Here is a 26,332-nt window from a genome sequence, read left to right as displayed (position 1 = left end):
ATTGACAGGGTTCCTGCCGCAATGCCGCTTCCCGTGTTGTACTCGTTGTTCGGGTCGGTGTCCAAATCTGCTGCTTCAGAAGTAGCGATTGCAACATCTAAATACTGAAGGTTTACCGCATCCAAAGGATTGGTGGGGTCGGCTACATTAACTAGATTTTGGTTGCCTAAATCAACATTGGCTCCCGCAGCCCCGAACCCGCTTAACGGGATGTTTATCTTGTCAAGTTTGTCATTAGTGACATTTCCATCTGAGATTTTTAGCGTTGTCACCGCATCATCTGCTAATTCAGGGGTGTCAATACCAAAAGGTGCAACATCAAGCGTAAAAGGTACGGCCTCGGTTCCATCGCCATCTAAAAGTAACGTAGTATCTGTGGGTCCTACCACTTCATTCCCTACAATACTATCTTTTTCAGTAATCCCCAATACAGATTCGTTCACCAAGGTCCATTGGCTTCCGTTCCATTGGAAAATGTCTCCAGGTTGACCACCTGTAGCATCGGCTAATTTGCCAATGGTCACCGATTTGGGAGCCAAAAGCCCAGTGGTAATCGATGTAGGTTGGATTTTTGAATCGGCATTTATAGACTGGGTTACAATATTTGCCCCAGTAATCTGTCCAACTTCATAATTGTAATTGATGCTGCCATCCGGATTGTTGGTTTGGGTAATAACAACGGTGCTATCCCTTGCTTGTGGGTTGAGTAGACTCAAATAATCTGCTCTAGTGGTTACCGTAAAGGAATTGTCCAGTTCTTCACAAATGTTGATCCATGCTGTACCATTATAATAGTGCAAACACTCCTGATCCGTGTTGTAGACCATGGCGCCGGGCAATGGGTTGATTACGCTCATTTGGGCGTCGGTGACCCTGGTAATTACCAATACACGGGTAGTGCTTTCCAGTTCAAGTACAGAGGCGGGGTCCAGGTTCTGTGGGTTATTACCAATCTTTACCTGTCCGCTCAAGGTGTTGATCATAAGTAGGCCAATGATCGTGTAGACAATTGAAGTTTTCACAGTGTTTGTTATTTGAGGATTTCCAAACGTAAAAAACAAAACTAACCTTATGTTTTAATTTTTTTAATAAATACCGCTAAAACACGTAATTCAAGGGTGAATGGAATTCCCTTTGGTATATTTGTAGGATTAGAATTAACAAAAGTTTAGAACGGCTTAATTTTTTTTATGAGCTCCAAGGGTTTTCTTTAACTTGTGCTAAATACATTGAAATGAAAAATACTTTTTTGATATTGTTCTCTTTACTTGTGTCGGGTTGGTCCTTGGCACAGGATTCACGCCAAATGCTCAGGGGCAAGGTGCTGTATAGGAGTTCAAATGTTCCTAATGAGAATGTTATCAATTCCACTAGTGGACATGCTACGATTACCAACGATAATGGAGAGTTTGTGATAGCCGTTCAGGATGGAGATCAATTGGTATTTACCGCTGTAAATTACCAATTGGAGGTGGTTACCATTACTCCTGAAATATTGGCGAACAATCGCTTAGTGGTGGAAGTGACCGAAAAGGTGCGGGAATTGGACGAGGTAGTAGTGACCCCGGAGAATCAGGAACGTTTTCTTCAGGTGAAGAACGAAGATTTTAAGCAGTTCGACTACGAGATCGATCGAGGGACCGAAGTGGAGAACGTAGCAAGTTCCAGAATTACGCGGGGCATGAAGGATGGAATCAACTTTGTGAACATCTTCAAGGCCTTGTTCAAATCGCAAGAAGTCAACGGTCAGCAAAGAGCACCGCTAAAAGTTAGCGAAGTGCTTCGACATGTTTACGACGATGAGTTTTTTGTGGTAGACCTTAAATTACCGCAAGACAAAATAGACGCTTTTTTATTGTATTGCGACGACAAGATACCTTCACAGACCTTGCTTAGAAAAGAGAACGAATTTCAATTGATCGATTTTCTGGTTACCCAAAGCAAAGAATATTTGGCAACCTTGAATGAGGAATGAAAAAATGCTTTCTCGCATTCGTCATTTTTTTTATCGTCCAAGGGCTTTTTGCTCAAGAGGGTGATACTAAATTGCTTCAGGGAAGGGTTACCAGTGTGGACAAGGATGTGATTGGTGTAGTAGTGCAGAACATCACTACAAAAGATGCCGTTATCACCGATTTTGAAGGTAACTTCTCTATTCGAGTTCGGTTAAATGATACCTTGGTGTTCTCCGCAGTACATTTTTTAAGGAAATCCATACCAGTTACCGAAGGATTGTTTCAATCCAATTTTGTTGAAGTGCCCATGCAGGAATTTGTGAACCAGCTTAGGGAAGTGGTGGTGACTCCATACAATTTAACAGGTGACCTAACCAAGGATATTGATCGGGTCGTTTTGGAAAAAGATGTTAGCGCTGAAGCCTTGAACCTGCCCAATGCCCATCAACGCGTACCTACACAAAGCGAGCGAAGGTTAAAACAAGCTACCTATGGAAAGTTTAATTTGGGAATGATATTAACCCCTCCTTTAGATCCTATTATCAATGCGATTACCGGTCGCACCAAAATGCTAAAAAATAGGGTAAAAGTTGACAAGAGCTACGCACAGACACAACGCGTTCAGGGATATTATGCTGATTCACTTTTTGTAACCACCTTGAAAATTCCCATGGACAAAATTGATGATTTCATGTATTTCTGTGAGGTGGACGAAGCTTTTCAGGCTGCAGTGGAATCGCAAGATAGATTAAGGATATGGGACGTAATGATTAACAAAAGTAGAGCCTACCGCAAAAGCAACGACTTGGATTGATTTTTTTAGATATCTGATGTCCGAAAAAATAGTTTGGCAGGTAAATTGCAGAACGAATCATAAAACTGTAACATTGTTGCACAATTAAAGTCTAATAACACATGATGAAACTGAAAAAAGCAAAAATCTTGGTTTTGCCTTTGGCAATGCTTCTATTTTTGTCTTTCTCGTCCGCACATAAATTCTACGTAAGCGTCACCAATATCGAATATGCAGAAGAGAACAACGCTTTCCAGGTTACCAGTCGAATTTTTATAGATGACCTCGATAAACTTCTTCAAGAACGTTATGGCATCGAGGCCAAACTGGCCACTCCCAAAGAATCCAAAATAGCCGATGAGTATATCGAAAAATATTTTAGGTCAAAATTCGTGGTCGAATTGGACGGGAATGTTGTACCATATAACTTCCTTGGAAAAAGGTATGATGCCGATGTGGTTATCTGCTACCTGGAAATTCCCAACGTAACATTATCCGAAGTAAAAACCATGTCAGTGCAGAATGAGGTGCTGACCGATTTGTTTGATGAGCAGCAAAATGTGGTCCATGTAAAGTGGAACGGGAACAAAAAAAGTTTTGTGTTGATCAGGGAGAACAATAAAGGAATGTTAAACTTATGACGTATTCTTAACATTTGGTTAAAATATGTTATTTTTCACCGTTATAAAATCAGATAGAAAATGAACAGATTCAAGTATTGCTTCGCTTCCCTATTGTTCCTTTTTGGAGCCGTGGTTATGGCGCAAGAAGAGGGAGACGTTAAAGAAGAACGGGATCCCGGTCACTACAACCAAAGTAAATTTAAACAATTGTATGAGGAATTTTCCTCTCCAAACACTTACAGGTCAGCTTCTGGTGCCCCCGGTCCAGATTATTATCAACAACAGGCGGATTATGTAATGGATATCTACCTAGATGATAAAAATGCCAAAATTAATGGTGAGGAAACCATTACTTACCATAACAATTCACCAGATGATTTAGAATTTCTTTGGGTGCAATTGGACCAAAATGTACGTGCAAAGGATTCCAAGTCACCACTACGTAATGGAAACGGTGTAAATATTGCTTATACAGCAGGTAACTTTGCCGAAACATACATTAACGAGCCGTTCGATGGTGGTTTCAATATTGAGTCGGTAAAAGATGATAGCGGAAAACCATTGTCTTATACCATCAACCAAACCATGATGCGTATTAACATTGCTGAACCACTTAAAAGTGGAGAGAAAATTTCTTTCTCGATAAAATGGTGGTATAACATACCAGACCATACCGTAAACAGAGCACGTTCGGGATATGAGTACTTTCCAAAAGATGGAAACCGTGCTTACGTAATTGCCCAGTTCTTCCCAAGAATGGCTGTTTACAGTGATGTGGAAGGATGGCAAAACCATCAGTTCTGGGGTAGTGGAGAGTTCGCATTGCCATTTGGTAACTACGATGTGAGCATTACCGTTCCTGCAGATCACGTTTTGGATGCTACAGGTGTACTTCAAAACAGAGACGATGTTTTCTCGAAAGATATGATGAAGCGTTACAAGCAGGCCAAAAAGTCGTACGACAAGCCTGTAGTTATTGTAACCCAAGAAGAAGCAGAAGCTGCTGAAAAAGGTTTCGCTACGGATACCAAAACTTGGAAGTTCAAAGCGACCAATGTTAGGGATTACGGATTTGCAACATCCAGAAAATTTATCTGGGACATGCAGGCCGTTAAAATAGGTAGTAAGGATGTTATGGCGGTATCGCTATATCCAAAAGAAGGTAACCCACTTTGGGAAGAGCAGTCTACCAAAGCCGTGGCACAAACCTTAAAAACATACTCTAAGCACACTTTTGATTACCCATACCATAAAGCTATTTCGGTACACGCAAAAAACCAAGGTATGGAATACCCTATGATTTGCTGGAACTATGGTCGTCCTAACGAAGACGGTACCTATTCCGACAGAACAAAATATGGTATGATCAGTGTGATTATCCACGAAGTAGGACACAACTTCTTCCCAATGATCGTTAATTCCGATGAGCGTCAGTGGGGATGGATGGATGAAGGTTTGGATACCTTTATGCAGTATTTGGCAGAGCAGGATTTTGGAAAAAACAATCCAGAAGTTATTGCTCCGAACGAAAAATACCCTTCAAGAAGAGGTGAGCCATCGAAAATTGTTCCTTATATGAGCGGAGATCAAAGTTTTATTTCGCCCATTATGTCCAATCCAGAAAATGTATACCAACTTGGCCCAAACGCCTACGGTAAACCTGCAACTGCCCTGAATATTTTAAGGGAAACCGTAATGGGTGAGGAATTGTTCGATCATGCCTTTAAAACCTATGCACAACGTTGGATGTTTAAACACCCAACCCCAGAGGATTTCTTCCGTACTATGGAAGATGCTTCTGCAGTGGATTTGGATTGGTACTGGAGAGGATGGTTCTATACAACCGATTATGTTGACATAGGTGTAAAAGGAGTTAAAAAATACTACGTGTCCAACAAGCCGACCAAGGAAATGGAAAAATACATGGCCGATAGAAACCTTACCGAGGCCGATCTTCCTCCATTGGTTTACTTGGCAGAAGAGGATAGCGAGGACTTTGCTCCAGAACTTAAAGGAAAATCTCCAACAGAGACTTCCCAAAACTTGAAGGAATTCATGATGGACAATATGACCGAGGCTGAAAGAGCTCAGGTTGAAGAGCCTAAGTATTTCTACGAAATCACTTTTGACAAACCAGGAGGCATTCCAATGCCATTGATTGTGGAATATACCTATGCCGATGGTACAACCGAAAGCGTTACCTATCCTCCAGAAATTTGGAGAAAGAATGATGCTGAAGTGAAAAGAGTAATGGCAACAGAAAAAGAATTGGTGGGAATCGTAGTAGATCCAAAATTGGAAACTGCCGATATCGACACTACCAATAACTCTTGGCCTAAGAAAGAAGAGAAGTCAGACTTTGATAAGTTCAAAGAAAATATCAAAGGAAAATAGTAAAAGAAAAAACTATGTTAAGAGCCTCGTGATTTCACGGGGCTTTTTTTATTTTGAACCTAAGTTCTGATTATATTTGTGGCATGCAATTTCTATTCATTAGCGGAGCTGAGATTTTTTTCATCCTATTTATAGTGGTGATGGTGTTTGGTGCGGACAAAATTCCTGGAATAGCCAAAGGGCTTGGTAAAGGAATGCGCCAATTAAAGGATGCCACGGACGATATTAAGCGTGAAATCCAAAATAGCACGGATATTGACACCGACTTCACCAAGGATATTCGTAAGGAAATCGATGATGTTAAGAAGAATGTAAACGAAGTTTCCGGCTCCATCAAAAGAGACCTCAACAAGTAAATTCCTATGTTGGAAAAAATGCTCAAATGGGATAGAGACACTTTTGTTTATCTCAATGGCTTGGGCATAGAGAAGTATGATTTTTTTTGGGCCACCGTGACCAATATTTCTACTTGGATTCCCCTCTTTATCCTATTTCTCGTCTTGTTTTACCTGAAATTTTCAAAAAAAGAGGCCTTCTATAAATTTTTGACGGTTCTTGGATTGGCCATTTTTATAACGGTCATTACCCATTTGACCAAAATTTCGGTAGCAAGGTTACGGCCAAACAATACAGAAGAAATCAATACCCTGATACGTATTCTAAAAACGCCAACGGATTATAGTTTTTTCTCTGGTCATGCATCCAGTTCGTTCTCCATTACCATGCTGGTGTTCCTTTTTTTGAGACAAAAAGTAAAATGGGCGATACTCTTTTTTATATGGCCCATATTGTTTGCCATGAGCCGAATTTATGTGGGGGTACATTTCCCGATTGACATTATTGTTGGAATGGTGGTAGGTTTATTGTCCGGATGGCTTTTCTATTGGTTGCACCAACGCTTTATCGCACCCTACTCAACGTCAGTCCATCCCTAATGGGCAGCAAAACCGTTTCTACCCGAGGGTCTTCTTTCAATTTTTGATTGTATTCCAAAAGGGCCTCTGTGGCCTTGTCCGATTTCTGTAAGGGCTCGACCACTTTTCCAGACCAAAGTACATTGTCCGATAGAATAACGCTGCCAGGTTTTGTTTTTTGTACCACCGCCTCAAAATAAGCATCGTAGTTGACCTTTTGAGCATCAATAAAAACAAGGTCAAAGGTCTGGTTCAAGCTTGGGACAATGTCCAGGGCATCTCCAATATGTTGTTTGATTTGAGAACAAAATCCACTTTTATCAAAATACTTTCGTTGCATTTGATGGAGCTCTTCGTTTACCTCAATCGTATGCAGTTCACCTTCTTTTTGGAGCCCCTCTGCCAAACATAAAGCAGAATAGCCTGTGTAGGTGCCTATCTCCAAAATATAGTTGGGGTTGATGATTTTGGACAACATACTCAATACCCGACCTTGAAAATGACCTGTGATCATTCGGGGTTGAATGACCTTCAAATGGGTTTCGCGGGTAAGTTCCCGTAACAATTCCGGTTCGTTTTCCGAACTGTTGGCAATGTAACTCTCCAAAATGGGTGATAGGAAATGCATGATTTATTTTTCGCAAAAATATAGAAAAGAACTACATTGGAATATCTGTTAAAGCAAAAGCATTCCATGACGTTACCAAAGGTAAATATACGAACAGCAACATTGGACGATCTTCCCGTGCTGCTAAATTTTGAACAAGAAATCATAAAAGCCGAACGTCCGTTCGATGTCACTATTAAAGAGGGACCTGTTAGTTATTACGATATCGGCGAAATGATTCAAGACTCTAAAGCTCATGTGGTTGTAGCGGAGTCGAAAGATAAAGTTGTGGCCTCGGGCTATGCCATTCCCAAAAAGGCAAGGCATTATTTAGATCATGAATTTTATGCCTACCTCGGTTTTATGTACACCGACGAAGATTTTCGCGGCATGGGAATCAACGCTTTAATTGTAGAAGAATTAAAAAACTGGTCCAATACCAATGGTTTAAAAGAAATTAGATTGACGGTATACAACGAAAATCTAGCAGCCATTAAAGCCTATGAAAAAGTAGGCTTTAAAAAACACATCATCGAAATGCGATTGGTGTAATTTTCTTTTCTTCAGATTACTTCCACAAATCGTATTTTTGAGGAAAACCAAAAAAGAATGACGTTCCAAAATACGCTTGCATTTGCCAAGGAGCTTGATGCTTCGGATGCCCTTGCACCCTATAGAAATGAGTTTCACTATCCCCAAGTAAATGACAAGGATGTTATCTATTTTACAGGAAACTCCCTAGGGCTTCAACCCAAACGGACCCAAAAATTTGTGGATGATGTAATGAATGACTGGCGGGAATTGGCCGTGGAAGGTCATTTTTACGCCGATAAACCTTGGTGGGATTACCATGAAAGGCTAGCCGAAGGTCTGGGCAAAGTGGTCGGTGCCAAACCCGAAGAGATATCGGTAATGAACACGCTAACGGTCAACCTTCATTTGTTGATGGTGTCTTTTTATCGACCTACAGAAAAGCGATTCAAAATCATTTGTGAGGAAAAAGCATTTCCATCCGACCAATATATGTTGCAAAGCCAGGTGCGTTTTCATGGATTGGACCCTAAAGATGTCATTGTTGAGGTGAAAAAGCGTGATGGCGAACATGCCTGGCGCACGGAAGACATCATCCAAAAAATTAATGAAGTAGGGGACGAGCTGGCCTTGGTGTTGATGGGCGGTGTGAATTATTACAATGGTCAGGTATTGGATATGGAAGCCATTACTAAAGCAGGAAAAGATGTAGGTGCCTTTGTGGGTTGGGATTTAGCCCACGGGGTTGGAAATATAAAATTGAACCTGCACGATTGGGGCGCTGATTTTGCTGCATGGTGCAGTTACAAATACATGAATAGTGGTCCTGGCAATGCATCGGGAATCTTTGTTCATGAACAGTATTTGGGAAGAGAAGATATTCCCCGTTTTGAAGGCTGGTGGGGCACCAAAAAGGAGACCCGCTTTTTAATGAAGCCCGAGTTCGACCCCATAGAAACCGCCGATGCTTGGCAGGTAAGCAATCCGCCCATACTTTCCATTGCGCCCTATTTGGCCTCTCTGGAAATATTTGATGAGGTTGGGATGGATGCCCTTATCGAAAAACAAAAGACCATTGTGGCCTATTTGGAGTTTGTGCTTCATGAAATTGATAAGGAAGTGGACAGCACTTTTGAAATCATTACCCCTGATGACAGAGGTTGCCAACTTTCCGTGTTTTTGCACGGGGAGGGCAAGGCTATTTTTGATTACTTAATGAAAAACGGTGTCATTACCGATTGGCGGGAGCCCAACGTTATACGATTGGCCCCGGCACCTTTGTATTGCTCTTATGAGGATATGTACCGCTTTGGACAAATCTTGAAAGCAGGAATACAAAACAAATAAGATTGCGTATTTCATGAACCCGACCAACCAAAACCATTTATGAAATCCCTAAAACTGATTCTGTCCAATCCAAGATATTTTGGAGCGGCATGGGTGTTTACCAGTATTAATATTTGGTTTGGTACCTGGGCCATTTATATCCCCACCGTTAAGGAAAAGCTGGGCATTGACAAAGCTGATTTGGGCATTGCCCTATTTTGTTTGTCCCTTGGGGTTTTTACCATCATTCCTATGTCATCCAAGCTAATCAACCGTATTGGGGTTGGAAGGGCATCGTGGATTGGGGTAGTTGTTGTTTCGGCAACGGCAATGCTTCCCTTAATGGCTCCGAATTATTATGTATTGATGGCGGCGCTCTACCTGTTTGGGGCAGGGAACGGTTTCATCGATATTGCCATAAACACCCTGGTCACCGAGATTGAAAAGGAAGACAAGCAAAACTTTATGTCCGCGGCCCACGGTTTTTTTAGTTTGGGCGGCATTTTGGTGGGGCTGGGAAGTTTCTTGATTCCAGTAATCGGTAATCCTGTTTTGCATATGGGTATTACAGTGGTGTTGGTATTTATCATCAATCTGTTTTTTAGAAAACATTACATCCATATCGTTGCCGCACCTGTGGAAAAGGAACCTTTCAGCCTAAAATTGTTCAAGCCCTTGTTGTTGTTGGGTATTATCGGCTTTGGTTCCTTTGGTAGTGAAGGAGCCATTATCGACTGGAGCGGACTCTACCTCAAAGAAATGACCATGGCTCCGGAATTGCTTATTGGAGCTGGCTTTTTGGCATTTTCCACCACCATGACGCTTGGCCGGTTTCTTGGTGATGGCATCAGTGCTCGAATTGGGCCCATAAAGTTGGTAGGACTAGGTGCCCTTATCGCAGCTTTGGGCTATTTTTTGGTATTGACACAACAAACCACATGGTCCATTATTGGGTTTGCCTTTAATGGGCTTGGTTTTTCGGTCATTGTGCCCGAACTGTTCCGTATCGGGGGCAATGTCAAGGGAGTGGATTCTTCGCAAGGAGTGGCCTTTATTGCAGGTTCAGGATACATCGGTTTTTTGTTAGGTCCCGTTATTCTTGGGTTTATAGCCGAAAGTGCTTCGCTCAACTATAGTTTTATCTTGCTATTGTGTATGGCCTTCTTGGTTTTTGGGATTACGTTTTTCTTGCGTAGGAGGGATAAATAAACTATCGTTTATTTGAACTTATGTTTTACTCAGTTCTTTTTGGTTTGAGGTTATTTATCCATTTCATTTTTCTTTGTTCAAGAAAACACTTCGGCTCTTCCATAAAAAATAGGATATCCAGAATGAAGCTAGTGCAAAAGGCAAAAATAAAATTGTTCCGGGTGAAATTGAATTCGAGAATAAATCCCTAATTATTACAACCGTGAGCGAGTACCAATATAGCGAATTGGCCAAAAGTGCAGCTAACCAACCAATTCCGGTTTTTTTCCAAAGTCCTATTGATCCAATTATCAGAAGAGGAACCGACCATAAAAAATCAGCGATTCCAAATCCATACGTTGTGGAAAGATTTATCTGATCCGCAATATTTTTTGTTGAGGTGATGGCGGGCAGTTTAATGAAGGCGGCAATCCAAAAGAGTAAATGAAATATGGCTGCGATACCATTAATAAATGCAATTACTTTAATCCACCTAGTTCGATTATTGGTTGATCTATTTTTCATTCCCTTGTAAATTTCTACTAACTAAGTTATGCTATAAGGTTATAAAATACATTGACATACATCCAAAATGGCATAAAATCGATGTGATAGATCATCCTTTATTTAAACTTCAACTGGATTTGTCTTAAATATTCAAGAATCGCAAAATAACATAAAATAAGGATGGACATAATAGGCATCCTATTCCTGTATAAAAAGTAGAGGTCAACGCCCCATAGGGAACCAACTCTTCATCTGTGGCCGCAAGTCCTGCCACTACACCACTGGTTGTTCCGACCAACCCGCCAAAAACAATGGCTGCATGTGGATTGTCCAATTTTATTTTCTGGGCAATCAAAGGTGTACCAATGGTTGCAAAAATGGTCTTTACCACCCCTGTTGCCACACTAATGGCAATTACATCTGAACTTGCCCCAATGGCTGTACCCGTTACCGGACCTACTATATAGGTGCAGGCCCCGGCCCCAATGGTGGTAAGACTCTCGATATTGGTATAGCCCATGCTCAACCCAATCAAAACCCCCATGGTAAATGATATAAAAACACCAATGAGCAAAGAGACAAGTCCGGCCAACCCTGCTTGCCTTATTTTTGAAAGATCGGCGCTCATGGCAGTTGCCACAACAGCAAAATCGCGAAGCATCGGTCCCCCTAGTAATGCCATCCCCGCAAAAAGAGGAATGTTTGATATACCTTTCTCGTCACCCAAAAAAGCAAGTGATAGCCCTATAATAATCGCTATGGCAACCCCAGGGATTTTTTTGTTGGTAATGTATTTTGAAACCCAGGAGGAAAACAGCATGATGATCCCTACACAAAGAAATGCAAATACTAACCCATTTTTTCCAATGATGGTATTGATGATTTCCATGTGTTATTTTTTCGGGGAGTCTATACTCTTTCCTCTCCCAATCTTGGAAAGCAAGGGAACCATTAACATGCATACTGCAGTGGCGCTAATCCCCAGAATAATGGCCAAAAATCCTCCGGAAAGTGCAGCCTTTACATTCAACGTGGAGGTCATTGCCACAATAATTGGGATGTACATCGAACTCCAAAACCAAATACCTTTTTCCGTTTCTAAAACCAACCACTTCTTTTTTCGGAGATAAATGCTGGAAGTCATCAACAGGAACATGGCAAAACCCACGCCGCCAATATCACTGTCAATATTGATGAGGTGGCCCAATAGGCGGCCCAGCAGTTTTCCCATTAGAAAACATGCGGCCAACAGTGCAACTCCGTAGATTTTCATTTGTTTTATTGATTAGTGGTAAATAGTTCCTTGATATTATTCTTGGTGACCTTGCCCATAACATTTCTGGGTAAATCGGACATAACCATATATTTTCTTGGTGTTTTATAGCCTGGTAATTTTTTGTGCAACCAAGATTTTAGCTCTTCAGTGTCAAAATTATCCGTCTCGGTGACAATAGCGGCTCCAATTATTTCTCCCCATTCCAAGTCTGGAATGCCAACGACACCACAGTCCTTTATTTTGGGATGTTTGCGGAGAACTTCTTCTATTTCCAATGCAGAGATTTTATACCCTCCGGATTTTATAATATCTACCGAATTTCTCCCAAGAATTTTAATGCTGTCACCATCCAAAACTGCAATGTCACCGGATTTAAACCATCCCTCTGGAGTAAACGCCTCTTGTGTTGCTTTGGGCTTGTTCCAGTATTCCTTAAAAACATTGGGTCCTTTAATCAGAATTTCTCCGGGTTCATTATTTTGGACAGGCTTGTGGTTCGCGTCGCCTAATCGAATTTCAACCCCGGGTAGGGGTTGTCCAATATGGCCTGGCTTTCGAATACCTTCATATGGGTTGCTGATGGCCATGCCCATTTCGGTCATCCCATATCTTTCCAGTAAAATATGACCACTGATTTCTTTCCATTGCTCTAAAACACTAATGGGAAGAGCAGCGGAGCCGGAGACCATAAGTCTAAACTTTTTAAGGTTGTTCGAAATTGATTCTTGCTCTGATGGTGTTAATTTCTTGAAGTGGGCAATCAATTTAAAATAAATAGTGGGTACGGCCATAAAAACATTTACCTCTCCTTTATTAAATACATCATAGACCTCTTCGGGATTGAATTTAGGAAGAAATTCACAACAGGCTCCGCTCCATAGTGCACAACTCAGCATATTGATAATACCATGCACATGGTGTAGCGGGAGTACATTGAGAACATGATCATCTTTATTCCATTTCCAAGAATCGACCAATGTGGTTATTTGAGCTTCGATGTTGTCGTGCGTGGTCACTACTCCCTTTGGCGCACCAGTTGTTCCACTGGTGTAGAGAATCAGGGCGCTACGGTGCGTCTGAACATCTGGTAATTGCCCTTCTTGGAATGTTATTTCAGATAGGGGTATAAAATTGATTTCACTGGTATTAAAAAGTGGGGCCAACAGCGGTCTAAATTCTTCTGAAAAAATAAGGGTCGACGCTTTCGTATCATTAAGAACATATTCAATGGAAGGCAAAGGGTGTTTTTCGCAGAGTGGTACGGCAATGCCACCGGCTCTCCATATTCCCCATTGGATTTTTGCGTATTCAAAACTAGCGGGTACAAGAAAGGCTATCCGTGCTCCATTCAAGTCTTTTTGCCCGTTTAGTAATGTAAGTGCAACGTTTTTTGATTCTTCTAAGAGTTTATCATAGGTATAACTCTGACCCTCACTCTTGATTGCCGTTCGTCCAGCAAAATCAGTGGCTCTTTCAATTAGTTCTATCATTGATTATTTGGTTGGTGAAATTCAACAATCGAACTCATCATACCGAAAGATGTTTCTAATTCGTCCTTCGGGAACCTAGAATAACATTGCTTTTAAGTAGTCTTATAAAGTTCGGATGTTTAGTTAACAAGATATGAATGTTTTACAAGCTTTCAAATAGAACTGTAGATCTTGCTTAACCGAGTTTTTCAATCGCATTTTTAAGCTTTTGCTGTATTTCTTGGGCAACGGAAGCCAACTTTTCATTTTTAACGGCAATCATCGAAGCTACGGGGTCTACAGCGGCTACTTCAATTTCACCATTTTCGTTTTCTAGAACAACTACATTACAGGGTAAAAAGAGGCCAATTTTTTCTTCATGGGTTAGTGCTTCATAGGCAGCAGGCGGATTGCATGCGCCCAAGATTCTATATTTTTTAAAATCAACTCCCAGTTTATTCTTTAAGGTTTGGGCGATATCTATTTCGGTAAGGATTCCAAATCCTTCATTTTTTAATTCAAGAGTTACTTTTTCAATAGCCTTCTCGAAATCTTTCTCGTTTAATATTGTACTAAAATAATAGCCCATAGGTCTTCTATTTTTGGAATTATATAAGTGCTGTATGTCACCTATAAGATACTTAACTTTTATAAGATATTAAATCGTTTAAGATTTATTTTGATTCTATTTTTGATTCGAGATTGAATAATATTATTCCACCTGTTCTTGGTAATTTTAGTCCAGAAGCAAGAAAATATCCTAATTCATATTACTCGTTCAGATATTTAAAATGTTCCTCCAGAAATTGGTCAACTTTTTCCAATTCAGTTTATATAATTGAAATTAATTTTCTGCGTCCGCTAACTTCTTGGTATCAACATATTGCTGAAAGGCAATAATTTTTCCTTCATCATTAAACGTCCATAGATGTGCTACTTGCGCATTGTAGCTCTTTCCTGTTGCATTTACTTTGGCATCATATCGCAGGGTGGCCAAGATCATGTTGTCATCCATACCATGGATTTTTACATCCTGTAATCCAAAGTATTCATGACTAGCACCAATACGCGCAAAAACGCCTTCTAAAATTGCATTTGGACCAATATAGGGATTGCCATCTGCAAGCGAATTACTTTCAGCTTCGTTCCATTCGATATCAGGGTGCATTAATCCTAGAACCGTTGGCATATCGCCAGTTGAAAAAGCCTTGTACAATGTGTCAATGATTTGAATGTTTTGTTTAGTTGTCATGATATTGGTTTTAGTTATTCTTAAATGTTCAAATATTTTGTATCAAAAAGCCCGTATTTAGAACGCATTAAAATGAAGTGGAATGGTATAGTGTTTGAAGCACAGCATCCCCCGTGGGTATGATGATTTCATATACCGTGTTAACCTTCGTTGTTTATTTTTCCTTTTCTAAAATGTAGTAGTTATAAATATTATTTTTACGAAACTCATTATTTTCTATGGTTATCTTATCGTTTCCGTCCATCCAAGTATTGTTGCCAATATAAACTTTCAAAGTATCAATTTGGTCGTTCCCCACAGCTTGCAGTGTTATGCCATTTTTTATCGATTTAACTTCTAATGATACATTCGCACCTCTCACGGCTCCAGTATAAGTTCCTTGAATATTTGTAAAATCGCTATCCAATTCTACCTGTTTGTATTCTTTTTTATCTAGTAGTTTCCAAGTAATTTCCTCCGCAAAGAAACTCCCACCTCTAGGTCCTGTTGTGTTTATCAAACATATGATGTATAAATCCTCTTCAGGAAAATATCGTGTATCAGAAAGGAAGCCATGGATTCCTCCTCCATGAGCTATTTCGTTATGTCCAAAATTTGAAAAATTGACAAGTCCTTTCGCATAACTAACAGAAGTCCCATCATTTAAATTGTCTGGACTAATCATTGTTTGATACATAGGTTCTGTCAATACTTTTCCTGTATGTAAAGCTCTCATCCAAATGAGTAAATCTTCAGTTGTGCTACAAAGTGAGCCTGCTGAATATGGCCAAGTGTGATTTAAGTACGGTTTTTGCTGAAGACCATTTGGGGAATAATTGTAGCCATAAACTTTATTCTTAACTACTTTACTATTGGAGCAATAGTTTGTACTATTCATTACCAAAGGCTCAAAGAATTCTTGCTTTAGAAATTCCTCATAACTTTGTTCGGTAACCTTTTCTATAATTAATCCAAGAAAAAAGTAAGCAGAGTTATTATAAATTAATGCTTCATTTGGTTCAAATAAAAAATCATTTCGCTCTACTAATCGTACCAGAGAATCTCTTGGGTGTTCCTGAATAGATAAATCCCAAAACTCTCCAATTTCAGTATAACTAGGAATTCCAGAAGTGTGATTCAGTAAATTATTGATGGTAATTTTTCTTCCTTTGGTATCAAATGGAATATAATCTGTAAAATCATCTTCTAAAGAGAGCTTTTTTGTTTCTACTAATTTTAAGATGGCAGCAGCCGTAAATTGTTTCGTTACAGAGCCAATTTCAAATTGTGCATTCTCAGGCATTGGCACGGTTAATTCTATACTAGCATAGCCATATGATTTTTTCAACAGTTTTTCCCCATTTTGAAAAACCAAGATTGCTCCTCCGGCAATTTGAGAACTATCAACACTTTCTTGAAATAGTGAGTCTGCGTATATTTCTAAAGAGGATTTATTGGAAACTGCCTTTTCGTTTTGGCAACTTGTTCCCAATAGCAATACGGATAAAGTCAATAATAATATTTGTTTCATATTCCATTGTTTTTGAAATGAAGGCTAACTTGTTTATAGAGATGTATTTTACATCGTTACACTCCCAGATTGGTGTAAAATCGATGTAAGGAATCATCCTTTAGCTATTTAATGGGAGAACTTGTAAACGTATTTTTAGCACAATGCTTTTAGTGTTCTATTCCTTACTTACCGAAAGTCCTGTAAAATAAAGACTCATACCACCTTCGGGGCGGTTGTGTTGTTTGGCCAGTTGTATACCTTCCACATCCACATAATCTTCCCAAGTGGACACCAAGTTCGGTTCTTTTTGGTTGGATTTGCGATACGCCCATTCTCTAACAATGAAATCATCTCTAAAATAGAAGTCATACGCATCTCCAGGAGTATAGCCGCCTTCATTGGCATATACAATAGTGAGTTTTTGCATTGGCTCTTCGCTTATAGGAGCGGTAGCCTCTGCCGTATGCTCGTAAGTGTAGTTGCTGGCGTCCCACATCAAATTAAAGGGTGCCATCAACCAATATCTATCATTGATAAAACCACTATTGGTTTTGAGGGCAATACTATCCATATCTGCGCGATCATAAGTTAAGGTGTCGGCACCAGAAATGGCAGTTACCATGTTCGTTTTTGGTTTCCAGTCCCATTTGCGCTCAAAATGCATGGAATCCCTGTCCACATTAAAGGTAAAGGTGATTTCCTTAACATCTTTCCAGTGGTTAAACCCGTGCGCTTCTGCGATACGTTCAGGAATTGTTTTTTCGGGCTTGGTGGTTTCAGCGGTTTCTTCGGATTTTTTTGGTTCCGTTTTACAAGCAGCAAAAAATAAAATAGCGAACAGTGCAACGAGGTATTTGGTCTTCATATCTGGTTTTTAACCAAATATACCATGAAAATCCGTTATTTTGCGCCCCATTTTGGAAAAGCCAAGCAAAATTAATTCAACGCCAGAGTGACTTTTTTAAAAAACCTGTTTCTAATACTTGTAAGTAACCCCGACAAAGCGTTTTTGGAAACGGAAGACTTATACGTACATCTTTCTGATGAGGAATTAGTGAAACAGATTGTTGCGAACAATGACCCTTTACTTTTTGGGAAGTTGTACGACCGCTATGCTAAAATGGTCTATAACAAATGTTACGGATTCGCAAAATCTGCGGATGAGGCGGAGGATTTAACACAGGATGTGTTCCTCCAGCTTTTTATCAAACTTCGAACCTTTAAAGGGAAATCGAAGTTTTCTACTTGGTTGTATTCTTTTACCTATAATTTTTGTGTGAACTATGTAAACCGGGACAAGCAACTAAAAATACGGGATCAATCCGTACAGGTTGAAACTTCCGAACATAAACTTACCGAGGAAGTGCCCGATGAGAGTTTATTTGAAATGAAGGCCGATAAACTGAAAAAATGCTTGGAAATCATTTCTGCGGAGGACAAGTCCATCTTGTTGTTGAAATATCAAGATGGAGCCAGCATTAAAGAGCTGGTCAGTTTAATGGATATTGGGGAGAGTGCGGTGAAAATGCGGCTTAAAAGAGCGAAAGAAAGACTATTGGAAATCTATAATACCCTGGAATAGATGGCAAAGAAACACAAAAACCCATTTAAAGAGTTGGAGGCTTCCTTGCACGAGGCCCCGCCCGAAATGAAGCAAAAAGTCATGAACGATATTGCTGCGGCAAAGTTGGTTATGGACATGGCTTCGTTGTTCTCAATCAATTTGGGAGGAGCTTTGCGTAAACTATTCAGAACCTTGGGGGAAAACTAATCAACGAACAGAACACTATAAATAAACAGCAACTATGGAGACTATTAATGAATGGAAAAATGTGACCCTTGATTCCCTATCCGGTATGGGTAAAGAGATAGCGTTGGCCTTTCCCAAGATTTTGGGAGCGATCGTGATTTTATTCTTAGGATGGATCGTCATCAGAATTATACTTTTCTTATTAAAGAAAATCCTTAAACTGGCCAAGATCGATGTACTGAACGATAAGGTAAATGGTATGGACGTAACAGGTAAAGGCGACCTCAAGATTGACCTTACCAAAATAATATTGGGCTTTGTTCGGTGGTTTATGATTTTGGTATTTTTAATTGTTGCCGCCGATATTCTGGATTGGCATATTATATCCAAAGAAATTGGTAACCTCTTGAATTATTTACCACGATTCTTCAGTGCTCTCGTGTTACTTATGTTAGGTTTCTATATTGGTAATTTTGTAAAAAATACCATTAAGCGACTTTTTGATTCCTTGGAATTTGGCGGTTCCAATATTGTGAGCAACCTATTCTTTTACGTGATTGTCATTTTTATGTCCATCACCGCATTGAATCAGGCAGGAGTCGACACTACAATCATTACAAATAATATTACATTGATCCTGGGATCGTTCCTTTTGGCATTCGCCTTGGGTGTTGGTTTGGGGTCGCGTGAGATTGTTGCCGACCTTCTCAGGTCTTTCTATACCCGAAAAACCTATGTGGTGGGCGATAAAATAGTTATCGACGGAGATGAAGGAACCATTAAGGTCATAGATAATAATAGTCTTACTTTGGAAACCCAAGAAGGTAAATTTGTGATTCCGATCAAGGATGTGGTGTCGCAAAAAGTGCAGATAAAATCATAATACTGCTATTGTGAAAAACAAGTGCGGAAACTTCCTTGGAATTTGATTATTTTTGAAGTCTTACAACACGTAAAAAATGAGTTCAAAAAAAGGAAAAGTTCAGGAATTGATCCAAGAAAAACTGTTAGAAGACCGCAAAGTATTTTTGTGGGGCCAAGTAGATGATGATTCTGCGAAGCACGTTATCGACAGGTTACTGTATTTGGATATGTTGAACAATAAAGAGATTCAATTGATTATCAATAGCCCAGGCGGGTATGTAACCTCTGGTTTTGCTATTTACGATACCATTAAACAGATAAAAAGCCCGGTATCCACCGTATGTTCTGGTTTGGCGGCCTCAATGGGCTCCATTCTTTTATCGGTAGGGGAAAAGGGCAGAAGGTTTATTCAGCCGCACGCCCGTGTAATGATCCACCAGCCTAGTGGGGGAGCAAGAGGACAAGCTTCCAATATTGAAATCCAGGCTAGGGAAATCATCAAAACAAAAGAACTTGGCGCCAAAATTTTATCAGATAATTGTGGACAAACTTATGAGAAGGTCATGAAAGATTTTGATCGTGATTATTGGATGGGTGCCGAAGAATCTTTGGAATACGGTATTGTGGACGAAATCTTGAAATAAGACAACATCCTTATAAAAAAGTGAAAAGTCCTTCGCAACGTATTGTGAAGGACTTTTTATATATAGGCGCCGTAGCGGAATATTCTAAAATATATACGTCGAAATTTGAGTCTTGGGATTACGTAGTAATGTTAAAAATTAAAATTGATCAGGCTGTTCTATTATGTTGCGGGCTCGTTCTTGCAACTCGTTTAACTCTTCCTTGCTTTTCTTTTCCAGCAAGCTCAACATCATCGACATCCGTTGATTGTTTTTAAAATGTGCTTTCTTTTCTTCCAAAAAATTCCAGTAAAGCGAATTGAACGGACAGGATTTCTCTCCGGACTTAACAGTATGACTATAGGAGCATTCCTTACAATAGTTGCCCATTTTATTGATGTAATTGGCACTGCTCACATAGGGTTTGGTGGCCACAAGACCTCCGTCGGCAAATTGGCTCATCCCTCGGGTGTTGGTGATTTCTACCCATTCAATGGCATCAATGTAAACTCCCAAATACCAAGCATCCACCTGGTTTGGGTCCACTTGTGTGAGCAAAGCATAGTTGCCAATGACCATTAAGCGCTGAATGTGGTGGGCGTAGGCATCGTCCAAACTTTGTGTGATGGCTTTGTGAAGGCAGTTCATTTTTGTTTTTCCCGTCCAAAAGAAATTGGGTAGGGGATTATGGTTTTCCAGTTTGTTCAATTTCGCATAACCTGGCATCTCTTTCCAATACACGCCACGCATATATTCCCGCCAACCCAATATTTGCCGAATGAATCCCTCCACCTGAGAAATATGGATGTCATCTTTGTTTTTGTAGTAATAATCCACCACGGTATCAATGACCTCTTTCGGTGAAAGCATTTTGCTGTTCATGGCAAAGGACAAGCGAGAATGGAACAGGTATTTTTGTTCTGTATGCAAAGCATCTTGGTAATCCCCGAAATATTTCAATAGATTGGAACAGAAAAATTCTAATAGTTCTTTGCATTCTTGGTAAGAGGTGGGCCAAGGAAAGTCTTTAGCATCAATATTCCCAAAAGTATTCACTTCGGCACTTTGGATTTCTTCCAACAGCTTGCTTACATCTTTTTTGAATGTAAGTTCCTTGGGAATGCTGGGAGATCCATCCCATTTTTTACGATTACTCTGGTCGAAGTTCCATTTGCCGCCTTCCGGTTGCTCGTTGGCCATCAAAATGTTGTGTTTCTTGCGCATCATGCGATAGAAACTTTCCATTAACAATTGTTTTTTCCCTTTAAAGTGGTTTTTCAGTTCATCTCGACTAGTGTAAAAGTGTTCCGTATCAAAAGCCACGGAGGGGATGGAAATAGATTCGCAAATTTCTTTGAGCTGTTCATCCAATCGATATTCATCAGGCAATTGGTATTCAAACTTTTCAATTTGGTGTTCCGAAATGGTTTTTTTGATGAGGTCTGGCAAGTTTTGAGGATTGTTTTCGTTACCAATTTTAAAGTACAGCACATTGTGCCCTTTATCTTCCAAGGTATTTGCAAAATTCCGCATGGAAAGAAAAAAACCAACCACTTTTTGGATATGGTGCTTTACATAATCCGTTTCTTGGCGCATTTCCGCCATCATATATAGGTTGTCATCATTTACGTGGTGAAACCAGCTATGGGAAAGGTTGAGCTGATCGCCAAGGATAAGTTTAAGCGTTTTCATGAATTAAAATAAAGTAGGTTGCAGCCAAAGGCTTTGAAATTTTTTATTGGGATCGTACATCTCCGCCTGCCTTTTGGTGTTAAAAGTTCTGTTCCTAGGGTCGTTCCCTACGCCGCTATTGTACATCCAGTTGCCCCAGTTGCTGTGCACATCGTAGTCAATCAGCATAGCTTCAAAATAGGAGGCGCCGATCCGCCAATCCTGTTCTAAATGTTTGGACCAATAACTGGCCACGTTCTGGCGGCCGCGATTGCTCATCCAGCCTGTTTGTTTGAGTTCGATCATATTGGCGTTTACGAAATCATCAGCCGTTTCGCCATTAACCCAGTCTTCCTTTGCAGTCTTGTTGGTTTGCCAATCGTAATCTTTTTGAAGGATGCCATCAATCTTAAAGATTTGGTTGCCATGTTTTAGCGAAACATATTTGAAGTAATCTCGCCAAATCAGTTCAAAGATCAACCAATAGGTATCTTGATTTTTTTTGATTTCATCTTCAAAACGCTTCACTTCCCAATAAATGGTGCGAGCGGAAATACTGCCATTGGCCAACCATGCGGAGAATTTGGAACTGTAATCGGTGCCCACCAATCCATTTCTGGTCTTTTTATAGTAAGCGAGCTTCTTCGAATCCCAAAAATAATGCTGTACACGTTGTAGCGCAATTTTCTCGCCACCCTCAAAAGGAAAGGCAGACCTATGGTCCGTTTCAAAACTGGAAAAGCCTAGGTTTTCCAATGTTGGTATTTCAGTTGTTGATTCTATTCTGTTTTCGGTGGGTTTTAGCGCTGGTTTGTCAAAACAGGGCCTCACTGGACAATGTTTCTCGCACTTTTTACGGAAAACCGTAAATACCTGTGGAATCTGAGAATGGGCATCAAAGGGAATATCATCAGGATGAAATAAAAACTGGTCAAAGGTTTTGTGAAAAGTAACTGCTTTGGATACACGATTTTCAACGGTTTTTATCACATGCTCTTCTTCAGAAGTCCATTCATTTTGAAGAAAAACATGGTTAATGTTGAACTGTTTCACCAATTCTGGGATTTTGTTCTCAGGTTTTTCATGATAGACGAGCAGGGTGATGTTAAGCTTCTCCAAATCCGTTTTGAGTTGAAGCACTGTTTCCTGCAAGAATTTGGCCCTGAAACGTTCCGTTTTTTTGAAGCCAAAGGGATTGATTTGGAAATGTCTTGGGTCAAAAAAGTAAACGGCAATGACCCTCTTGGCCTTTGCTGCTGAGTGTAAAGCTTCGTTGTCGTGTACCCTTAGATTGTTCCCAAACCAAATGAGGCTAGTCTCCATACTTGTTTTTGTTTTTTCTGCATCGTTCGCTACAATAAACTACTTGGTCCCAATCTTTCGCCCATTTTTTTCGCCATGCAAAGGGACGCTGGCATACTGGACATATTTTTGTGGGTAAATGCGATTTCTTGTGAGCCAATCCAAATTTATTGTTTAATAAAAATAATAAAAAATTAAACAAAAATAGGTAGGAAGGTTGAAACCTTGGAATCAGAATAGTTTACCGAGCAAAATGCGTATTTTTATTGTTTTAATCAGAATAAGCCCTTTGGGCATTTATGGCACAGACTCCAAAAAACATAGCCATCATCGGTTCCGGATTGGTGGGTTCCCTTTTAGCAATATATCTTCGAAGAATTGGTCACCAGATTACCGTTTTTGATAGAAGATCAGATATTCGGACCATTAAATTTTCAGGACGTTCCATCAACCTTGCCATGAGCAATAGAGGATGGCGTTCACTGGATGAGGTAGGAATAGGGGATAGAATCAAAGATTTGGCGATTCCGTTGGACAAGCGTGCTATGCACGTGAACGATAAACCCATGTATTTTCAGAAATATGGAAAGGATGGCGAAGCTATTTGGTCTATTTCCAGAGGGATTCTCAACAAGCGGATGATTGATTTGGCAGAGGAAGAAGGTGCTGTGTTTCGATTCAATGAAAAGGTCTGGGATGTAGATTTACCTGAAGCTAAAATTTATACAGGTGAAACCGAGAAAAGCGAATGGAAGGAATATCAATTTGATAAAATATTCGGTTGTGATGGTGCTTTTTCTCGAGTGCGTCACAAAATGCAACGCCGTAGTCGATTCAACTATTCCCAAAACTTTATAGATGTAGGCTACAAAGAACTTACCATTCCCGCCAATGAAGACGGGACTCACAAATTGGATAAAAATTCATTCCACATTTGGCCAAGGGGAGAATTTATGCTTATTGCCATGCCCAATATCGATGGGAGCTTTACCTGTTCTTTATTTTTGCCTTTTGAAGGAGAAGTCTCTTTTGAAAGTATCAAAACCGAAGATCAGGCTAGGGAGTTTTTTAAAAAATACTTCCCTAATGTGCGCAAGGAGATTGAAGATCTTACCAAGGACTTTTTCATTAATCCGACCAGTGCCATGGTAACCATGAAATGTTATCCGTGGACCTATTGGGACAAAGTCGCCTTGGTCGGTGATTCCGCCCATGCCATTGTTCCATTTTATGGACAAGGCATGAATGCAGGTTTTGAGGATATCTACATATTGAATCAATTAATGGAAAAGCATGGTGACGATTGGGAAACTATTTTTTCTGAATACCAGGAAGAGCGGAAGCCTAATGCCGATGCCATTGCTGAATTGAGTTACAGGAACTTTGTGGAAATGAGTAGTAAGACGGCAGATCCAAAGTTCATATTACAAAAGAAAATTGAAAAACATTTTGCCGCTAGGCATCCTGAGAAGTGGGTTCCGGTGTATAGTCGTGTCACTTTTTCAGACAGACCGTATGCAGAGGCTTTGGCCATTGGTGATATGCAAGAAGGCATTATGAAAAAGGTAATGCAACTTCCTAATATTGAAGAGCGATGGGATTCCAAAGAAGTGGAAGATAAAATCTTGGAACTCTTAACTGACCAATAAGCCCATTAGCTTGTCATTTTGAGCATAGCGAAAAATCTCTTTTGTTTGACACGAATTTCACGAATTGTTTCGAAGCAAAAATAGACTGAAGGTATCACATGGTACTTCGACTACCTTTAGCAGCCGTTAGGTATTACCTTTATAGATTTCTCAATCACTTTGCTCATTTCGAAATGATAACTTTATAAAACAAAAAAGCCACCTAAAAAGGTGGCTTAATATTTTTTTGCCGGTTGGGTTAAAGCTTAGCAAAAAGCTTTTCCATTCTGTCCTGCTCTTCTTCAGCCAAAAGAGGGTCTACCAAAATTCTACCACTGTGCTCGTCGGTAATGATTTTTTTGCGAGATGCAATCTCTACCTGAACCTGAGGTGGAATAGTGAAGAAAGAACCACCTGAAGCTCCACGTTCTACGGGAACTACGGCCAAACCGTTCTTTACATTATGACGGATTCTTTTGTAAGCCTTGATCAAGCGATCTTCAATTTTATCTTCGTACTCTTCAGATTTCTTTAAAAGCGCTTTTTCTTCTTTCTCAGTTTCAGCAAGAATGGCATCCAACTCTCCTTTTTTATGTTTAAGGTGGCTTTCGCGCTCGGATAACTTCTCCTTAGTAGCAGCAATTACTTCTTTTTTCTGCTCAATCTGGGCTTTGAACTCTTTAATGTTCTTTTCGGCCAATTGAATCTCCAACTCTTGGAACTCTACCTCTTTGCTCAATGAATTGAACTCACGGCTGTTCCTTACATTTTTTTGTTGCTCGCTATACTTTTTCATGAGTGCCTTGGACTCATCAATAAGATTCTTTTTGGCAGTAATCTCAAAGTTAACGGTTTCAACATCCGTTTTCAATTTGTCCATTCGCGTCTTAAGACCAAGAACTTCGTCTTCCAAGTCTTGTACTTCCAAAGGCAATTCGCCTCTAACATTGCGGATTTCATCCACTCTAGAGTCGATAAGCTGTAAATCGTACAGTGCTCTCAATTTATCCTCTACAGTGCTTTCTTTCTTGTTCGCCATATATTTTATAAATACTTGATGGGATTCGTTATACTCTCCGATAAAGAGACTGCAAAATTAGGAATTTTTTTCGTAAGATAATCAACCAATAAATCTTTTGTAAACTGCTCAGTTTCAAAGTGCCCAATATCGGCGACTACCAATTGGTTTTCGGCTTGGTAAAAATCGTGATATTTAAGGTCTGCGGTCACTAAAATATCGGCTCCGGCTTTCTTGGAAGCACTGATGGCAAATGCCCCGCTCCCCCCTAAAACAGCTATTTTTTTAACCTTTTTCCCTAACAACTTAGAATGCCGTACCACAGAAGCATTCATCCGTTCCTTGACCGATAGCAAGAACGCTTTTTCATCCATTTCGGAATCGAGGGTTCCTACCATTCCCATACCCAAATCTTGATTGGTATTCTCCAAAGTTAGGACTTCGTAGGCCACCTCTTCGTACGGATGGGCATCAAAAAGCGCTTTCAGAATTGATTTTTCCTTCTCAAAAGAATAAATAACATTGATTTGAGTTTCTTTTTCAAAGTGGACTTCGCCAATTTTTCCTATGGTTGGATTAGCTCCATTTTCCGCTTTATAGCTTCCAATGCCTTCCAAACTATAGCTGCAATTGCTGTATTTTCCAATATCTCCGGCACCAGCTTTGAACAATGCCAATTTTATTTGTTTTGCATCCGCCATTGGTGCGTAGGTGATTAATTTTTTTATGCTTTTGGCCCGTGGAATCAGGATTTCGGGATTTTTTAACCCAAGAACCTCACAAATTTTAGCGTTGACGCCCATTTTGCTGTTGTCCAGCGCGGTGTGCATGCTGTAAATGGCAATATTGTTGGCAATGGCTTTGAGCACTACACGCTCTACGTAGTTGCTTCCCGTCAATCTTTTTAACCCTTTAAAGATGATGGGATGAAAGCTCACGATTAGGTTGCACTTTTTTTCAATGGCTTCTTCCACAACGTTTTCCAAGGTGTCCAAGGTCACCAAAACACCTTCAACCTTCATTTTAGGGTCTCCTACCAATAAACCTACGTTGTCAAAATCTTCGGCGTGTGCCAAAGGCGCCAATTCTTCCAGCACTTTTGCTATCTCGTTAACGGTCATTTTAAAATTGTTAAGTGGGCTAAAGATA

At 40.0% G+C, this 26,332-nt stretch carries 29 protein-coding genes; 14 read left to right on the top strand and 15 right to left on the bottom strand.

Annotation, left to right across the window (positions count from 1 at the left end; translation table 11 throughout):
- Nucleotides 1-1,022, bottom strand: a 1,022-nt coding sequence (locus D2V08_RS02320) for a phage tail-like protein (RefSeq protein WP_147374051.1), incomplete at its 3' end; no start/stop codon positions are given.
- Nucleotides 1,023-1,234: 212 nt separating this feature from the next.
- Here D2V08_RS02320 and D2V08_RS02315 point away from each other — a divergent pair.
- The 6 genes from D2V08_RS02315 to D2V08_RS02290 all read left to right on the top strand — a co-directional run bounded on the left by D2V08_RS02315 (nucleotide 1,235) and on the right by D2V08_RS02290 (nucleotide 6,700).
- Nucleotides 1,235-1,975 (top strand): BamP family beta-assembly machinery protein, encoded by a 741-nt coding sequence (locus D2V08_RS02315; protein WP_119606501.1) that lies wholly within the window; start codon nucleotides 1,235-1,237, stop codon nucleotides 1,973-1,975.
- Nucleotides 1,972-2,769: a BamP family beta-assembly machinery protein gene (locus tag D2V08_RS02310; protein WP_119606500.1), complete on the top strand. Its 798-nt coding sequence runs from the start codon at nucleotides 1,972-1,974 to the stop codon at nucleotides 2,767-2,769. Before D2V08_RS02315 ends, D2V08_RS02310 begins: the two co-directional genes overlap by 4 nt.
- A 101-nt stretch (nucleotides 2,770-2,870) precedes the next feature.
- Nucleotides 2,871-3,389, top strand: a complete 519-nt coding sequence (locus D2V08_RS02305) for a DUF6702 family protein (protein ID WP_119606499.1) — start codon at nucleotides 2,871-2,873, stop codon at nucleotides 3,387-3,389.
- Nucleotides 3,390-3,449: 60 nt separating this feature from the next.
- The gene (locus tag D2V08_RS02300; RefSeq protein ID WP_119606498.1) at nucleotides 3,450-5,765 is read left to right on the top strand and encodes a M1 family metallopeptidase; all 2,316 of its coding nucleotides are present in this window, start codon (nucleotides 3,450-3,452) and stop codon (nucleotides 5,763-5,765) included.
- An 83-nt stretch (nucleotides 5,766-5,848) separates the two neighbouring features.
- Nucleotides 5,849-6,121, top strand: coding sequence for a Sec-independent protein translocase subunit TatA/TatB (locus D2V08_RS02295; RefSeq protein ID WP_119606497.1), 273 nt, complete (start codon nucleotides 5,849-5,851; stop codon nucleotides 6,119-6,121).
- Nucleotides 6,122-6,127: 6 nt separating this feature from the next.
- Complete coding sequence (locus tag D2V08_RS02290) at nucleotides 6,128-6,700, top strand: phosphatase PAP2 family protein (RefSeq protein ID WP_119606496.1); 573 nt, start codon at nucleotides 6,128-6,130, stop codon at nucleotides 6,698-6,700.
- Here the strand turns inward: D2V08_RS02290 and D2V08_RS02285 are convergent.
- The gene (locus D2V08_RS02285; RefSeq protein ID WP_119606495.1) at nucleotides 6,666-7,307 is read right to left on the bottom strand and encodes an O-methyltransferase; all 642 of its coding nucleotides are present in this window, start codon (nucleotides 7,305-7,307) and stop codon (nucleotides 6,666-6,668) included. The genes D2V08_RS02290 and D2V08_RS02285 overlap by 35 nt on opposite strands.
- A gap of 66 nt (nucleotides 7,308-7,373) precedes the next feature.
- On the opposite strand from D2V08_RS02285, the gene D2V08_RS02280 reads away from it, so the two are divergent.
- The 3 genes from D2V08_RS02280 to D2V08_RS02270 are packed head-to-tail and all read left to right on the top strand — an operon-like array spanning nucleotide 7,374 to nucleotide 10,352.
- The gene (locus tag D2V08_RS02280) at nucleotides 7,374-7,838 is read left to right on the top strand and encodes a GNAT family N-acetyltransferase (protein ID WP_119606494.1); all 465 of its coding nucleotides are present in this window, start codon (nucleotides 7,374-7,376) and stop codon (nucleotides 7,836-7,838) included.
- Between the two features lie 57 nt (nucleotides 7,839-7,895).
- A complete protein-coding gene (kynU, locus tag D2V08_RS02275) occupies nucleotides 7,896-9,164 on the top strand; it encodes a kynureninase (protein WP_119606493.1) in 1,269 nt (422 codons plus the stop codon).
- 39 nt (nucleotides 9,165-9,203) lie between these two features.
- Nucleotides 9,204-10,352 carry an MFS transporter gene (locus D2V08_RS02270; protein ID WP_119606492.1) on the top strand — a complete coding sequence of 383 codons (1,149 nt, stop codon included), beginning with the start codon at nucleotides 9,204-9,206 and terminating at the stop codon, nucleotides 10,350-10,352.
- 63 nt (nucleotides 10,353-10,415) lie between these two features.
- Here D2V08_RS02270 and D2V08_RS02265 read toward each other — a convergent pair whose 3' ends face one another.
- The 8 genes from D2V08_RS02265 to D2V08_RS02230 form a co-directional block, all read right to left on the bottom strand.
- A complete protein-coding gene (locus D2V08_RS02265; RefSeq protein WP_119606491.1) occupies nucleotides 10,416-10,856 on the bottom strand; it encodes a hypothetical protein in 441 nt (146 codons plus the stop codon).
- A gap of 124 nt (nucleotides 10,857-10,980) precedes the next feature.
- Nucleotides 10,981-11,727, bottom strand: coding sequence for a malonate transporter subunit MadM (madM, locus tag D2V08_RS02260; protein WP_119606490.1), 747 nt, complete (start codon nucleotides 11,725-11,727; stop codon nucleotides 10,981-10,983).
- A gap of 3 nt (nucleotides 11,728-11,730) precedes the next feature.
- Nucleotides 11,731-12,111 (bottom strand): malonate transporter subunit MadL, encoded by a 381-nt coding sequence (gene madL / locus D2V08_RS02255; protein ID WP_119606489.1) that lies wholly within the window; start codon nucleotides 12,109-12,111, stop codon nucleotides 11,731-11,733.
- Nucleotides 12,112-12,116: 5 nt separating this feature from the next.
- A complete protein-coding gene (locus tag D2V08_RS02250) occupies nucleotides 12,117-13,604 on the bottom strand; it encodes an acyl-CoA synthetase (RefSeq protein ID WP_119606488.1) in 1,488 nt (495 codons plus the stop codon).
- Nucleotides 13,605-13,779: 175 nt separating this feature from the next.
- Complete coding sequence (locus tag D2V08_RS02245; RefSeq protein ID WP_119606487.1) at nucleotides 13,780-14,172, bottom strand: DUF302 domain-containing protein; 393 nt, start codon at nucleotides 14,170-14,172, stop codon at nucleotides 13,780-13,782.
- Nucleotides 14,173-14,427: 255 nt separating this feature from the next.
- Nucleotides 14,428-14,835 carry a nuclear transport factor 2 family protein gene (locus D2V08_RS02240; RefSeq protein ID WP_119606486.1) on the bottom strand — a complete coding sequence of 136 codons (408 nt, stop codon included), beginning with the start codon at nucleotides 14,833-14,835 and terminating at the stop codon, nucleotides 14,428-14,430.
- A 154-nt stretch (nucleotides 14,836-14,989) separates the two neighbouring features.
- Entirely contained in the window at nucleotides 14,990-16,345 is a 1,356-nt protein-coding gene (locus D2V08_RS02235) for a serine hydrolase domain-containing protein (RefSeq protein ID WP_119606485.1), read from the bottom strand.
- Between the two features lie 157 nt (nucleotides 16,346-16,502).
- Nucleotides 16,503-17,192: a hypothetical protein gene (locus tag D2V08_RS02230; protein WP_119606484.1), complete on the bottom strand. Its 690-nt coding sequence runs from the start codon at nucleotides 17,190-17,192 to the stop codon at nucleotides 16,503-16,505.
- 87 nt (nucleotides 17,193-17,279) lie between these two features.
- Here D2V08_RS02230 and D2V08_RS02225 point away from each other — a divergent pair, with 87 nt between their 5' ends.
- The 4 genes from D2V08_RS02225 to D2V08_RS02210 all read left to right on the top strand — a co-directional run bounded on the left by D2V08_RS02225 (nucleotide 17,280) and on the right by D2V08_RS02210 (nucleotide 19,585).
- On the top strand, nucleotides 17,280-17,909 hold the full coding sequence (locus D2V08_RS02225; protein WP_119606483.1) for an RNA polymerase sigma factor: 630 nt from the start codon (nucleotides 17,280-17,282) through the stop codon (nucleotides 17,907-17,909).
- Nucleotides 17,910-18,098, top strand: coding sequence for a hypothetical protein (locus tag D2V08_RS02220; RefSeq protein WP_119606482.1), 189 nt, complete (start codon nucleotides 17,910-17,912; stop codon nucleotides 18,096-18,098). It begins immediately after the preceding gene.
- Between the two features lie 34 nt (nucleotides 18,099-18,132).
- Complete coding sequence (locus D2V08_RS02215; protein ID WP_119606481.1) at nucleotides 18,133-18,960, top strand: mechanosensitive ion channel family protein; 828 nt, start codon at nucleotides 18,133-18,135, stop codon at nucleotides 18,958-18,960.
- A gap of 76 nt (nucleotides 18,961-19,036) precedes the next feature.
- Nucleotides 19,037-19,585 (top strand): ClpP family protease, encoded by a 549-nt coding sequence (locus D2V08_RS02210; protein WP_119606480.1) that lies wholly within the window; start codon nucleotides 19,037-19,039, stop codon nucleotides 19,583-19,585.
- Between the two features lie 138 nt (nucleotides 19,586-19,723).
- Here D2V08_RS02210 and D2V08_RS02205 read toward each other — a convergent pair whose 3' ends face one another.
- From D2V08_RS02205 to D2V08_RS02195, 3 genes are read right to left on the bottom strand one after another with little or no spacing between them, the layout of a single operon-like run.
- The gene (locus tag D2V08_RS02205; protein WP_119606479.1) at nucleotides 19,724-21,256 is read right to left on the bottom strand and encodes a cryptochrome/photolyase family protein; all 1,533 of its coding nucleotides are present in this window, start codon (nucleotides 21,254-21,256) and stop codon (nucleotides 19,724-19,726) included.
- A gap of 3 nt (nucleotides 21,257-21,259) precedes the next feature.
- Nucleotides 21,260-22,558 carry a DASH family cryptochrome gene (locus D2V08_RS02200; protein WP_119606478.1) on the bottom strand — a complete coding sequence of 433 codons (1,299 nt, stop codon included), beginning with the start codon at nucleotides 22,556-22,558 and terminating at the stop codon, nucleotides 21,260-21,262.
- Entirely contained in the window at nucleotides 22,548-22,697 is a 150-nt protein-coding gene (locus D2V08_RS02195) for a DUF2256 domain-containing protein (protein WP_119606477.1), read from the bottom strand. The genes D2V08_RS02200 and D2V08_RS02195 overlap by 11 nt, the downstream gene beginning before the upstream one ends.
- A 139-nt stretch (nucleotides 22,698-22,836) precedes the next feature.
- On the opposite strand from D2V08_RS02195, the gene D2V08_RS02190 reads away from it, so the two are divergent.
- Nucleotides 22,837-24,186: an FAD-dependent oxidoreductase gene (locus tag D2V08_RS02190; protein ID WP_119606476.1), complete on the top strand. Its 1,350-nt coding sequence runs from the start codon at nucleotides 22,837-22,839 to the stop codon at nucleotides 24,184-24,186.
- A gap of 238 nt (nucleotides 24,187-24,424) precedes the next feature.
- Here the strand turns inward: D2V08_RS02190 and D2V08_RS02185 are convergent, their stop codons facing one another.
- Together D2V08_RS02185 and D2V08_RS02180 are read right to left on the bottom strand one after the other, a co-directional pair.
- Entirely contained in the window at nucleotides 24,425-25,204 is a 780-nt protein-coding gene (locus D2V08_RS02185; protein ID WP_119606475.1) for a zinc ribbon domain-containing protein, read from the bottom strand.
- Between the two features lie 5 nt (nucleotides 25,205-25,209).
- Complete coding sequence (locus tag D2V08_RS02180; protein ID WP_119606474.1) at nucleotides 25,210-26,304, bottom strand: Nif3-like dinuclear metal center hexameric protein; 1,095 nt, start codon at nucleotides 26,302-26,304, stop codon at nucleotides 25,210-25,212.
- Nucleotides 26,305-26,332: the final 28 nt, after the last annotated feature.

Origin of the sequence: Flagellimonas lutimaris (genome assembly GCF_003581615.1) — a bacterium.
GTDB lineage: Bacteria > Bacteroidota > Bacteroidia > Flavobacteriales > Flavobacteriaceae > Flagellimonas > Flagellimonas lutimaris.
Note: the sequence above shows the minus strand (reverse complement) of the source record. Positions and strands in the feature narration are given on the sequence as shown.